We start from the raw sequence: 12,157 nt of genomic DNA on the forward strand, positions 1-12,157 counted from the left end.
GAGTTCTCTCTCCTCAAAAAGCGAATCGGTGGTGAATCAGAAAAAAGCCAGCGCGTCGCGCAGGCTGCTGCCGGTTCGCGTGGGCTGGGTGCCCAGCTCCTCGAACGGCAATTGGTAGCGGTTGACCCAGAGCGTGCGATAGCCATACCAGGTGGCCGCCAGCGCGTCCCAGGCGTTGCAGCTGACGAAGGCGATCTGTTTGGCATCCAGGCCGGTGGCCTGCGGTCCCAGCGCGTAGGCGTCGGGGTGGGTCTTGTATTTGCGCACGGCATCGACGCTGAGCACGTGGTCCAGCAGGCCTTCCAGGCCGGCGCTGCGAATCGCGATGCCGAGCATCTCGGGGTCGCCGTTGCTCAGGATGCCGGTGACCACGCCCTTGTCCTTGAGCGCGAGCAGCACTTCCTTGTTCTCGGGGAAAGCCGAGAGATGGCGGTACTGGTTCATCAGCCGCTCCTCGCGGGCCGGCGTCAACTCCAGTGCCAGCCGCTTGCAGGCGTAGCGCAGCCCCGCGCGGGTCAGTTCCCAGAACGGCTTGTAGTGGCTGCCGCCATTGCTGGTGGTGACGAGGCGCGTGTATTCGATCTGCTTGTCGCGCCACAGCACGCCCAGGGCGCTGCCCTGCCCCGGGAACAGTTGCTCCGCGAGCAGGCCCACGCTGTACACGTCGAACAGCGTGCCGTAGGCGTCGAACAGCACGGCCCTGGGTTTTTCCATTCCCATACTGTATTTGATACTCCCGTCCGCATTAATAATCGCAGTAGCGCTTTATACGTGACGTAAACAGGTGTAATCGGGGTGGGAATCACTTCGGCGAGATGGTCCCTGCAGCCTCGTCATCGATGGCTTTCTGCACCGCGAGATAGAAAGCCTCTCGTGCGCGACTCGTGGAAGGATCCCTCGCCCCTGCGGCCCAGTTGGCGTTGGAGGCGATCACGAGCTTGCGCTTGGGGTCGATGAAGATGCCCTGGCCGAAGATGCCGCGCGCGGCGAAGCTGCCGTCGGCGTAGGTCCACCACTGGTAGCCGTAGCCGCGATCGGGCCGGCCGATGCCGGTGCGCGTGGTCGTGGCGTCGGCCAGCCAGCCGTCCGGCACGACGCTCTGGCCGCTGACGCGCGCGCCGCCGAGGATGAACTGCCCGAACCGTGCATAGTCCCGCGCAGCGGCCTGGATGCAGCAGCCGCTGATCTCCTGCCCGGTCTTGCTCAGGAGCCAGGTGGCCTGCTGCTCCATGCCGGCCGGCGCCCAGATCTTTTCGGACAGGTAGGTCGCCAGGGGCTTCTTGGTCGCATGGCTGACAAGGATGCCAACCAGGTTGGTCTCGCCCGTGCTGTAGTTCCAGCGCGTGCCGGCTGGCGCCTCGCGCGGCAAACGCCGCATGTAGCTCACGAGGGCATCGACGCCTTCTTCGGGCTTGTGGTTGTTGAACCGCGCCACGTCCGAGTTACGGTCGGCATAGTCCTCGTTCCAGCGCACGCCCGAGGTCATCGTCAGCAGCTGGCGGATGCTCACGTCGTCGTACGCCGAGCCCTTCATCTGTGGGATGTACTCGGTGACCTTGTCGTCCATGCTCTTGATGTACCCGTCGCGAATGGCCGCGCCGACGAGGGTGGAGGTCATGGACTTGGCCACGGAAAAGCTGGTCCAGCGACCGCTGCCGTCAAACCCCAGGCCGTAGCGCTCCAGGCGCAGCTTGCCGTCGTGCACGATCAACAGCGCAGCGCTTCGCTGGCCGGCCATGTAGGCGTCGATGTCCAGCGGCAGCTTGAGCGGCGGCCCCGGCGGCAACGGCATGGGTGTGGCGCTGGCGGGAATGACGCGTGACTTGGCCAGCAGCGAGATTCGATCGAGCGCGCGAAACGCGGCGTCGCGCTGCGGCTGGCTCCAGAACAGCAGGTCGCGGTTGGTGGGCAGGGCCGCGAGGAGTCCGCGGGTTTCCTTGTCGAGGGTGAACCAGGCGGCGGTGGCGGCGAGCGCGAGGGCGGCCAGCAGGCCGAGGGCGACTCTCTTGATTTTCAAGGCGGCACTCCTTTAGAGCGAAGGCCCCATCTTAAGGAGCGCTGACCAGCTGCTTGTCCGGGCGCGAATGTCTGCTTCGGGTCCCCAAAGCAGCCCTCCTATCGACGGCAATGCTGTAGCGCGATGCTAGCGGCGTAGTCCTTGCGCGGGGTATCGGAGCGGGTACTCGGAACGGTCTGGCGGCCGGTTGACTGAACGAGACGCTCCAGTTGCATTGGCAACGATTCGCGCCTCGGCCTGGGAAAGGAAGCCTTCTACGTTCGTTGCGACAGCTTGGCAGCGCTTCACCGCCTGATCGTGTGGTTCACGCACCGATGAACCATTGGTGGTGGGCACATTGGTTTTTGCTACGGCGTCAAGTTCCTGCGGTCTCGAATCACGGCGGCGGTGAAGCTGGCAGCCGACGTCATGTCAGGCGAAAGTGATGCTCGCGTCGGTTAACCGATTGAAGGCAGCCGGGGCCTCGAGCTTCGGCATGTGCCCCACTCCTTCAAGGCGGACGTAGGTCGCATCCTGGCGCGCCGCGCGCAGGACGGCTGCATGTGCCGCCTCGGGTGCGACCTTGTCCTCGGATCCCACCACGATCGTCACCTTCGCCGCAACCTGAGGCAGCAAGTGCGGGGTGTAGACGGTGAACAGCATGCTCATCGCCTGCTGCCAGCCCGCCGGCGTGACGGCATCCCGCAGGCGCATCGTCTGCTCGCGCACCATCGCCGGCGCGCCGGGGGCGAGCAGTCGGTCGGCGATCGCGGATCGGTCCTGATGGAAACTGGCGAGACCCGTATCGAGCGCTGCCCGAAGCGCCGCCTCGCGCTGCTCGGTCGAGTCCTGGGTCCCGCGGGCGGTGTTGGGAGCCGACAGCACCAGCGAGCGCACGGGGAAGCCGGACGACTGCGCGAGTGCCATCGCGACAACGCTGCCCCAGGAGCTGCCGACCAAGCCTGTCAACTCCGTGACACCCAACGCGTTCAACAGCCCGATGGCGGCCGCAACGTAGGCATTCCTCCCGGGGCGCGATTCGGCAAGCGCCGTGCTGTTTCCGAACCCCGGAGCGTTCCACGCGATCACACGGTAGCGGTCCCGCAGCCCCGCCAGCTGCGCCCGATAGCCCGCGGAGCTGGAACCGATTCCATGCAAAAGCAGGACTGCGGGGCTATCCTTCGCACCGGCTTCGCGGTACTCCACCATGCCCTGGCCGCCTGGATAGATGGGCAGCTGTACCGCAACCGTGTTGCGTTCCGGCAAGGGCTGCGCCAGCAGGTCTTCGTCTTCTTTGGTGAACATGCTTCCCTTATCGAGCCACAGCCGCTAGTGGCTCCGCGGAGACTGAGGCTCGCGGATAGCCCAGGCGATGCGAAAGGTCCGCGGCGGTGCGCTTCAAGGCTTGGGCCAGATCGCTGTGCGCGTCCGGGAAGCGATCGGCTTCCCCAATGGCGGTGAGCGCGATGACCGTCTGGCCGCTGGCGTCGAGGACCGGCACGCTCATCGCATTGACCAAGCGGTCGCTCCCCCAGAACCTGCCGGGGGCACGGATCGCGATCCCCTGGGTGCGGACCTCCTCAAGCATGGCGTTGAGCTCGATTTCATCCACGGGCCCCATGTTCGCGCCCGAGGCGTTGACCTTCAGCTCCGAGTCCACGATCCAGCGGGTTGCTTCCGTCGGCAGGTGTGCTGCCATGGCGAGCCCCGTTGCCGTGGAAGTGACGCGCAAGGCCAGACCCATGGGCAGGCTGCCGCTGACCGGCCTGCTCGACGGCTGCCATGCAGTGATGGTCGGACCGTGGTTGCCCCAGACGGACAGCGCCATGGTTTCGTCGAACTCCTCCGAGAGGCGCGCCATGGCGCGCGCGCCGATTCGCGCAGCGTGCAGCTGCGACTGTACGGTCGTGCCCAGGCCCGGCGGCGGTTTGCCCAGGTCGTGCGGGTCGGCCACCAAATACTGGCCGCTGCCGAAGACCAGTGGACGGCGGTCGCTGCGCCGAATGGACTGGACTTCGCCCACGAAGATCACGTGATCGCCGCCGGGCAGCCTGGAGGCAACCATACACTCGAGCCATGCGCTGCAGCCGCGCAGCAGCGGCACGCCGCCGGTGCCGGCATCAATCTCCACGCCACTGAACTTGTCGATGCCGGAGGTCGCGAAGCGGTTCGACAGTTCGATCTGGTCCTCGGCGAGGATGTTGATGGCGAACCGCTCCGCGGCGGCGAACGCCGAGTGACTGGGAGCGCGGGTCGCCTGGCTCCACAGCACCAGGGGCGGATCGAGGGAGACCGAGCTGAAGGAGTTCGCCGTCAGCCCCCAGGCTCGGCCTTCTGCATCGACCGTCGTGACAACGGTGACGCCGGTGACGAAGGAGCCCAACACCCGGCGGAGTTCCTTGGCGTCGAAACGGGATTCGGCAGCCATGGCGGTCACCTTCAAGCGGCCACCGTCTCGATCTCGCGCAGCGCCGGCATCACGTCGGCTGCGAAACGCTTGATCGAGGCGACGGCATCCGCATGGGGCATGCTGCCGAACATGAAGCTGCCGATCAGGTAGTTCAGGTTCCCCTCTTCGAGCTGCTGCGTGAGCTGATCTCGAATCGTTTCAGCCGAACCCGCCACTGCGTGGCCCGTGGCGAGCAGCTCATCGAAGTTCGGGGGCAGCTTCGCGTTCACCGGTTGGGTGCCGTGCTTGCGCCACAGCTTGATGAAGTTCTCGTAGAAGGTCGGCCAGGCCTTTCGGCCGATCTGCAGGGCGTGTTCGTCCGTCTCGCCCACGACGATGTAGCGGTTGACGCCTATCAGCGGCTCACGGGCGTCGGGGCCCTGCGCCTTGGACCATTCCGCGCGGTAGCGGTCGGTGATGGCACGAATGCGCGCGACCGGACCGCCGCACACGATGTTCATTCCTTGCTGCGCAGGCCACACCGTGGACTCCGGGGCGGCGAGGGCGTACCACATCGCGGGGTGGGGCTGCTGCAGCGGCTTCATCTCCACCGGGACGTCCTTGAAGCTCCAGTATTTCCCCTCGTGATTGAGGACGTCGGAGGCGAAGAACTTCTTGATGATGTCGTAGGACTCGGCGTAGCGCGGACCCGCGTCCGCCGGTTCCACGCCGAGTGCTGCGATTTCGTGCGGCGACGCGCCCTTGCCGATGCCGAATTCGAAGCGGCCGTTGCTCATGTTGTCGAGCATGCAGATCTCTTCGGCCAGACGGTACGGGTGGTGTACGGGCAGCAGGTACACCAGCGGGCAGACGCGCAGGTTCCTGGTGCGCTGGAAGAGCGCGGCGGAGAGGACGCTCTGCGACCCCGACATGCTCAGCGAGGTCGCGTGGTGCTCGCTCATGTGGTAGCAGTTGAAACCGAGCTGGTCGTACAGCTCGGCGAGCTGCATCCGCTCCTCGTACTGCTGCACCAGCGGACGGCCGCTGCGATCGTTTTGGTCAAAGACACCGAATTTCATGCTGGCCTTTCAGTTGCCGGCGGGCTGTTGGGTGGGGGTGGATTTGGAGAAGACCTGGAACGGATGTCCCTCCGGGTCCGTGAAGGTCAGCACCTTGCCGTGCGAACCCATGTCGCGCTCGCCGACGAACTTGCCGCCTGCTCCTTCGACCGATTCGCGGATCCCGTCGAGGCCGGCGGCTTCAAAGACGATGACGCTACCCGTTGCGCCCGGAGCGGCCTCCTCGGCCGAACTCAGGGCGAAGTTGGTGTTGCCTACGCTGAACTGCGTCCAGCGGTCCTTGTCCCTGAACTTGGGCTGCAACCCAAGGACCTGGCTGTAGAAGGCCTGGAGCACTTCCATGTCATTGACGACCGTGTAGACGCTCTGGATCTTTTGCACGCTCATCTTGGTTCGCCCTTATTCCGGCTTCACGCCGGTTTCCGCGATCAGCTTTTTCCAGTTCGCGGCTTCTGCCTGGAGGAACGCCTTGAACCGGGTGGGATCGCTATCGGCGACAGGCTCGAAGCCGAGATCCCGCAGGCGGTTGGAGACCGTCTTGTCCTGGATGGCCGCCTTGAAATCTCGCGCAATCTTCTGCACCACCGCCGCGGGCGTGCCCGAAGGGGCCAGAACTCCGAACCAGCCGACAGCGTCGAGGCCTTGCACCCCGGACTCCTGGAAGGTGGGGACGTCCGGCAGAACCGAACTGCGGGTGGTGCCGACCATCGCCAGCGCGCGGATCTTTCCTGCACGAACCTGGGGTCCGCCGGTTCCGACCGAGACAAAGGTCGAATCGATCGCGCCTCCGAGTAGGTCCTGCATCGCAAGTGCTTCGCCCTTGTAGGGGACGTGCAGCAGTTCGAGATGCTTGGCGCGCTTGAGGGCTTCGCCGTAGATGTGGTAGCTCGACCCCGTGCCGAAGGAGCCGAAGGAGAGGGGTTTGGCCCGGTTCTTCGCCGCCGCCAGGTAGTCCGCGAGGTTTCGGATCGGGGAATCAGCCCGGACGGCGAGGAAGACGGGCGCGTTGGCGACCTGCATCACGGGCGCGAAATCCCGTTCGAGGTCATAGGGAACCTTGGCGAACACCGCGGGCGCCTGCACCAGTGCCGTGAAGGCGAAGAGCAGGCGATGGCCGGAAGGATCCCCGCGCGCGACCGATTCGGCTCCGATCATTCCAGTGGCGCCGGGCTTGTTGTCCACCACAACCGGCTGACCCCATTTCGTGGCGAGCAGCTCGCCGAGGGAACGTGCAACCAGGTCGGTACCCCCGCCGGCCGGGCCCGGAAGGACGAGGGTGACCGCTCGTTGTGGAAAGTCGGCCGGGCGGTCGACTTGTGCGAAACCCGCTGTGCACAGGAGGCCGAGGGCAGCGCCGGTAAGGGCCGAACGCCAGTTATTCCCCCACATGCAATTCCTTGCGCTGATGTGCTGAATCTTCACTTTTTCTCCTTCAATATGATTGAACGCGTGGTGCATTGTTGTATTATGAGGGCGCGAACAAAGGACTGTCAATGAACCCGCGTAGACTTCATGGGTAAGGGGAACAAGGACGTGGAAGACAAAAGCGAGCGACGAGGCATTCAGTCGGTGGAGGTGGCCTTCCGGGTCTTGAGCGCACTGCAGTCGAGCCGACAGCCGCTGCCCCTCAAAGAAATCGCGCAACGCTCGGACCTGACCAGCAGCGCGACCAACAACTACTTGGTCAGCCTGGTTCGAACGGGCTTGGCTACCGCTGACGACAAGCCCGGCCATTACAGGTTGGGCCCTGCCGCTTTGCGCCTGGGAATGTCGGCCGTGGCCCAGCTTGATGGCTTCGACCTGGTGCGCCGTGAGGTCACTTGGCTGCGCGACGCCACTCGGCACAACGCCGCGATGTCCGTGTGGACCTCTGATGGCCCGGTGAGTCTGTTCAAGCAGGATGGGGAGATCCGCGGCGCGTTCGAGATGCGCACGGGATTCATCGGGATCCTGTCCACCGCGGCGGGCAAGATCTTTGTGGCGAGTCTCCCGGCCACGGATACCCGCCGACTGCTGCAACAAGAAGCGCGGGCGGCCGGGATGGATGCCCAGGAGTTTCGCGCCGAGGCGGAACGCGAACTGGCGGCCCAAGGTTATGTGAGCATGGAGCGCGCCGACGGCAGCGGCTATGCGTCGCTGGCAGCTCCGGTGCGTGACTGGAGCGGGGAGGTCAAGTTCGCACTGAGCCTGGTGGGATCGCGGGCGACACTCGAGGTGAAGCCTTCAAGCGCGACGGTAAAGGCCCTCCTGGAAAGCAGCAAGCGCGCCACCGCGGCGCTCGGCGGCGCCGCGTCCTGACGCACTGGCGTCGGCGTCTGCCCGGATCGCGTTGCCTGGCGCAACGCTCCACCATCACATCGAAGTCCCCGCAGCTGCCCCACATGGCGGTTGGGTAAGTTGCGCGATTGCCGCTGGCTTGACACCGGGGATTCATCCGGTTATTCTTTCAACAAAGAAATACGCATTCAACGTGGTTGAATAAAGGAAAGTCGGATTCCAATGCAGATCGCTGTGCTCGACGACTATCAGAAGGTCGCTTCGGGACTTGCTCCGTGGCACCTGATTGACGGCGCAGAGGTCACATTCCTGCATCGATGGATGACGTCGGAGGATGAGGTGGTCGAGACGTTATCGGGCTATGACGTCGTCGTCGCCATGCGGGAGCGGACGAAGTTCCCGCGCGAGGTGCTGCGGCGCCTGCCGCGCCTTCGCTTGCTCGTCACCACCGGAATGATCAACCGTTCCATCGATGTGGCCGCTGCCTCTGCACAAGGCGTGCTGGTCTGCGGAACCCCCTGGGCGGAGGACGCGACGGTGGAGGTCACATGGGCCCACATCTTGGCGCTCGCGCACCGTCTCGTCGATGAAGACGCGTCCCTGCGGCGTGGAGCCTGGCAATCGGCGCTGGGCACCTCGCTGAAAGGCAAGGTTCTTGGTTTGCTCGGCCTGGGGACCATCGGCTCCAAGGTGGCGGCCATCGGACAGGGGTTCGGCATGAAGACGTTGGCCTACAGTCCCAACCTCACCGCGGAGCGCGCTGCCGCCGCGGGCGCCGAGTGCGTTTCAAAGGACGCGCTCTTCGAGCGCTCCGACGTTCTCTCGGTCCACCTCATTCTGGCGGACAGCACGCGAGGGATTGTGGGTGCGCGCGAGTTGTCACTGATGAAGCGCTCGGCCTTTCTCGTCAACACCTCTCGCGGCCCTCTGGTGGATGAACCGGCCCTCGCGGAGGCACTCCGCGCAGGGAGACTGGCAGGTGCCGGCGTGGACGTGTTCAGCCAAGAGCCGATTCCACTGGAGCACCCCCTGCTGAAGGCGCCCAACACCGTCCTCAGTCCGCACATCGGCTACGTCACCAGGGAGGTGTACCAAGCCTGGTACGAGGCGGTCGTGGAGGACATCCTCGCCTACGCTGCCGGGACGCCGCTACGCATCTTGCAGCCTTACTAGGGTCGTCGCGCCTGCGCACAAGACAAAACTTCAAACTGGAGACTCACATGACTTACACGCGACGCGCGGTCAACGCCATGATCCTGGGCATGCTCGGTGGCGCCGCAACCGTGCCCGTGCGCTCACAGGAGCGCAGCTTCCCCAAGCACGCCGTCAAGGTCGTGGTGCCTTTTGCCCCTGGCGGGGGCGCCGACGTGCCAATGCGACTTCTCGCGGAGCAGCTGCGCACCACCTGGGGCGTCCCGGTCGTGGTGGACAACCGGCCAGGGGCCAACACCATGATTGCGGCGCAAGCCGCACTGAGCGCACCGCCCGATGGACACACGCTGCTTGTGACCACCTCTCTCACGTTCCAGCTGCCATACCTGCTGCAGAAGATGCCGCTGAACCCGGGTGCGGACCTGTCGCCGATCTCCCCCATCACCCTGGAGCAGCTGGTGGTTCTGACGCCGGCCAACAGCACCATACGCAGCTTGAAGGATGCGGTGGCGGCGGCACGGGCCGAATCAAAGCGCTTTGCCTTCGGCTCGTTGGGCAACGGATCTACCTCGAACCTGGTCCAGGCCGAGATCAGCCGGCAGCTGCGGGTCGAGCTGATACACGTGCCTTATCGTGGCTCGGCACCGGTGGTGCAGGCGATGCTGGGTGGCGAGATCGGGCTCACCTTGGTGAACTACGGAACCGCCAAACCGCACATTGCTTCCGGAAAGCTGCGGCCCATCGCGGTGACCGGCTCTCGTCGCTCCTCCTTCCTGCCCGATGTTCCGACTTTGAGCCAGTCGGGCGTCACAGGCTTCGAAAGCCCGGCTTGGATCGGCATGTTTGCGCCTGCGGGGGTAGCTGCACCAGTCATTCAGCAGATTTCCGAGGATGTGCGTGCGGCGCTGCGCGCCCCCGACATTGTCCAGCGCTATACGGAGTTCGGCCAGGTGGCACCGCAAATGAGCGTTGACGAGTTCCGTGCGCTAGTGACGAGTGACGTCGAGAAGAGTGCGCGCATCATCCGCCAGGCAGGCATTCGCCTGGACGGCTGACTCGCGGGTTCTCAGGAGGAGGAGGTATTCGCGGTAATGCTGCCCCTGGCGCGTTGCTGCGAGCACTGCTCTACGCTTCATGGTTGTCTCCTCATGATCGAGATGCTCCAGGGTGCAGGGCTCCCCGGCTCGCCGAAGTATCTACGGGTGGACATGGCTCGCTGCCCACTTTTTCTCGATGGCGCCATCGGTATTCAGGGGGTGTCCGACAGGTCGCCTTTCCAGAATGGAGCCAACGTCTGCTTTGGGCCGAGGCTGTGTGAAAACGTCCTGAGCCCGTAAACTCCGGCAACTCGTGCCGGAGGCGCTTATGGGCCGATACGTAGAGGGCAGTGACCGCACCCAGGTGACGCTGCTGCCGGAGTGCCTGGATGACTACGTCGCCGAAGACAACCCGGTGCGGGTGGTCGACGCCTTCGTCGAAGAGTTGGACGTGGAGGTGCTGGGCTTTGCCCGAGCAGCGCCTTCGGCCACGGGACGGCCGGCTTACCACCCGGCAACTCTTCTGAAGATCTACATCTACGGTTATTTGAACCGGGTCGCTTCGAGCCGGCGACTGGAGCGCGAGTGCCAGCGAAACGTGGAGCTGATGTGGCTCACCGGCCGACTCGCGCCCGACTTCAAGACGATCGCGGACTTCCGCCGCGACAATGGTCCGGCGATTCGGCGGGTGTGCGGCCAGTTCATCGTCCTGTGCCGCCGCCTGAAGCTGTTCACGCAGCGCGTCGTGGCCATCGACGGCAGCAAGTTCAAGGCTGTTAACAGCCGCGACAGGAACTTCACTCCGACGAAGATCGACAAGCGCGTCGAGCAGATTGAAGAGAGCATTCAGCGATATCTCGAGGCGATGGAGACCGCCGACCGCACACAGCCCGCCGACCTGCAGGCAAAGACCACGAGATTGCGCGAGAAGATTAAGCGGCTTCGCAGCCAGGTGCGTCAGCTCGGAGAGCTCAAGCAGCGGCTGCACGTTCAGGAAGACCCGCAGATGTCCGTGACCGACCCCGACGCCCGCTCGATGGCCACGCACGGCAAGGGCAGCGGTGTCGTGGGCTACAACGTCCAGGCGGCAGTGGAGACCAAGCATCACTTGATCGTGGCGCACGAGGTCACCAACACAGGCAGCGATCGAGGCCAATTGGCGCTCATGGCGGACAAGGCACGCAGCGCCATGGGCAAGCCCAAGCTCGAAGCGATCGCCGATCGAGGTTACTTCAGTGGCCCTCAGATCAAGACCTGTGAGGAGGTCGGTATTACGACGTACTTGCCCAAACCGATGACGTCCAATAGCAAGGCGAACGGACGCTTCAGCAAAGCGGACTTCATCTACATCCACCGAAACGATGAATACCAATGCCCCGCAGGCGAGCGGCTGCGATGGCGCCAGACAACCTTCGAGAAGGGCATCAACACGCACCAATACTGGAGCGATGCCTGTTCGCAGTGCACGTTGAAGACGAAGTGCACGGTAGGCAAGGAAAGACGCGTGCGCCGCTGGGAGCACGAAGACGTGCTCGAACGCTTGCAAGCACGCCTTGACCGCCGGCCAGAGAAGATGACGGTGCGAAGGCGCACCGTCGAACACGTGTTCGGAACGCTGAAGCACTGGATGGGCTCAACGCACTTCCTGACTCGGCGATTGGAGAACGTGAGCACCGAGATGAGCCTCTACGTGCTCGCATACAACCTGAAGCGCGTGATCAGCATCCTCGGTATGCCAAAGACGATGAAGGCGATGAGTTTGGTGGCCGGTTGAGGCCTTCTACATGCTTTACCACGCTGGAAAGCGGCACAGAGCGGCCAGATTCGATATAAGCGGGCCGCAACGACCACTGGATGTGCTCAGGGGCTCGTCACCTTGAATGTCGCGCCAACCGCTCGTGCCAAATGCGTTTCCACACAGCCTCGGTCTATTGTGTTGAAAAACTCCTGCTGACCTTCTAGATTTAGGCCACGACCAACTCGAGGGGTGGAGTGGGCCATGATGGGAAACCAAGGCGCGAGCCAAGCGCCGTTGTTCTACGCGTTCAATCTGGAAGACCATGTACCGCGGGATCATTTGCTGCGGGGTATAGGGCGCTTCTTGGACTTGAGCGATCTGCGCCGCCACCTGGCGCCCTTCTACAGTCACACGGGCCGGCCATCGATCGACCCCGAGCTGATGATCCGGATGTTGGTCATTGGCTATTGCTTTGGGATCCGCTCTGAG

The 12,157-nt window shown here is 64.2% G+C and carries 12 protein-coding genes; 5 read left to right on the top strand and 7 right to left on the bottom strand.

All coding sequences use genetic code 11. From position 1 onward, the window contains the following. Positions 1–36: 36 nt before the first annotated feature. From HNE04_RS27155 to HNE04_RS27185, 7 genes are all read right to left on the bottom strand, one after another. A complete protein-coding gene (locus HNE04_RS27155) occupies positions 37–714 on the bottom strand; it encodes a haloacid dehalogenase type II (RefSeq protein ID WP_172226838.1) in 678 nt (225 codons plus the stop codon). Positions 715–802: 88 nt separating this feature from the next. Then, entirely contained in the window at positions 803–2,017 is a 1,215-nt protein-coding gene (locus tag HNE04_RS27160) for a serine hydrolase domain-containing protein (RefSeq protein WP_207717743.1), read from the bottom strand. Positions 2,018–2,428: 411 nt separating this feature from the next. After that, positions 2,429–3,301 (bottom strand): alpha/beta fold hydrolase, encoded by an 873-nt coding sequence (locus tag HNE04_RS27165; protein ID WP_172226840.1) that lies wholly within the window; start codon positions 3,299–3,301, stop codon positions 2,429–2,431. A 7-nt stretch (positions 3,302–3,308) separates the two neighbouring features. Beyond that, positions 3,309–4,424, bottom strand: a complete 1,116-nt coding sequence (locus HNE04_RS27170) for a flavin reductase (RefSeq protein ID WP_172226843.1) — start codon at positions 4,422–4,424, stop codon at positions 3,309–3,311. An 11-nt stretch (positions 4,425–4,435) separates the two neighbouring features. Beyond that, positions 4,436–5,464 carry an LLM class flavin-dependent oxidoreductase gene (locus HNE04_RS27175; protein ID WP_172226846.1) on the bottom strand — a complete coding sequence of 343 codons (1,029 nt, stop codon included), beginning with the start codon at positions 5,462–5,464 and terminating at the stop codon, positions 4,436–4,438. 9 nt (positions 5,465–5,473) lie between these two features. Continuing rightward, a complete protein-coding gene (locus tag HNE04_RS27180) occupies positions 5,474–5,851 on the bottom strand; it encodes a VOC family protein (protein ID WP_172226849.1) in 378 nt (125 codons plus the stop codon). 12 nt (positions 5,852–5,863) lie between these two features. Beyond that, the gene (locus HNE04_RS27185; protein ID WP_172226851.1) at positions 5,864–6,922 is read right to left on the bottom strand and encodes a Bug family tripartite tricarboxylate transporter substrate binding protein; all 1,059 of its coding nucleotides are present in this window, start codon (positions 6,920–6,922) and stop codon (positions 5,864–5,866) included. Positions 6,923–6,997: 75 nt separating this feature from the next. Between HNE04_RS27185 and HNE04_RS27190 the strand changes: the two genes are divergently transcribed. From HNE04_RS27190 to HNE04_RS27210, 5 genes are all read left to right on the top strand, one after another. Beyond that, complete coding sequence (locus tag HNE04_RS27190) at positions 6,998–7,762, top strand: IclR family transcriptional regulator (protein ID WP_172226853.1); 765 nt, start codon at positions 6,998–7,000, stop codon at positions 7,760–7,762. 201 nt (positions 7,763–7,963) lie between these two features. Further along, complete coding sequence (locus HNE04_RS27195) at positions 7,964–8,914, top strand: D-2-hydroxyacid dehydrogenase family protein (protein WP_172226855.1); 951 nt, start codon at positions 7,964–7,966, stop codon at positions 8,912–8,914. 47 nt (positions 8,915–8,961) lie between these two features. Beyond that, positions 8,962–9,948 (top strand): Bug family tripartite tricarboxylate transporter substrate binding protein, encoded by a 987-nt coding sequence (locus HNE04_RS27200; RefSeq protein WP_172226856.1) that lies wholly within the window; start codon positions 8,962–8,964, stop codon positions 9,946–9,948. 310 nt (positions 9,949–10,258) lie between these two features. Then, the gene (locus HNE04_RS27205; protein WP_172226858.1) at positions 10,259–11,704 is read left to right on the top strand and encodes an IS1182 family transposase; all 1,446 of its coding nucleotides are present in this window, start codon (positions 10,259–10,261) and stop codon (positions 11,702–11,704) included. A 225-nt stretch (positions 11,705–11,929) separates the two neighbouring features. Continuing rightward, on the top strand, positions 11,930–12,157 hold a 228-nt coding region (locus tag HNE04_RS27210), incomplete at its 3' end, for a transposase (protein WP_172226505.1).

It is taken from the genome of Caenimonas soli, assembly GCF_013155545.1.
Classification (GTDB): Bacteria; Pseudomonadota; Gammaproteobacteria; order Burkholderiales; family Burkholderiaceae_C; genus Ramlibacter; species Ramlibacter soli.

Coding starts and splice junctions, on each gene's coding strand:
- HNE04_RS27155 (WP_172226838.1), bottom strand. CDS start 714: ATGGAAAAACCCAGGGCCGTGCTGTTCGACGCCTACGGCACGCTGTTC.
- HNE04_RS27165 (WP_172226840.1), bottom strand. CDS start 3,301: ATGTTCACCAAAGAAGACGAAGACCTGCTGGCGCAGCCCTTGCCGGAA.
- HNE04_RS27170 (WP_172226843.1), bottom strand. CDS start 4,424: ATGGCTGCCGAATCCCGTTTCGACGCCAAGGAACTCCGCCGGGTGTTG.
- HNE04_RS27175 (WP_172226846.1), bottom strand. CDS start 5,464: ATGAAATTCGGTGTCTTTGACCAAAACGATCGCAGCGGCCGTCCGCTG.
- HNE04_RS27180 (WP_172226849.1), bottom strand. CDS start 5,851: ATGAGCGTGCAAAAGATCCAGAGCGTCTACACGGTCGTCAATGACATG.
- HNE04_RS27185 (WP_172226851.1), bottom strand. CDS start 6,922: ATGCACCACGCGTTCAATCATATTGAAGGAGAAAAAGTGAAGATTCAG.
- HNE04_RS27195 (WP_172226855.1), top strand. CDS start 7,964: ATGCAGATCGCTGTGCTCGACGACTATCAGAAGGTCGCTTCGGGACTT.
- HNE04_RS27200 (WP_172226856.1), top strand. CDS start 8,962: ATGACTTACACGCGACGCGCGGTCAACGCCATGATCCTGGGCATGCTC.
- HNE04_RS27205 (WP_172226858.1), top strand. CDS start 10,259: ATGGGCCGATACGTAGAGGGCAGTGACCGCACCCAGGTGACGCTGCTG.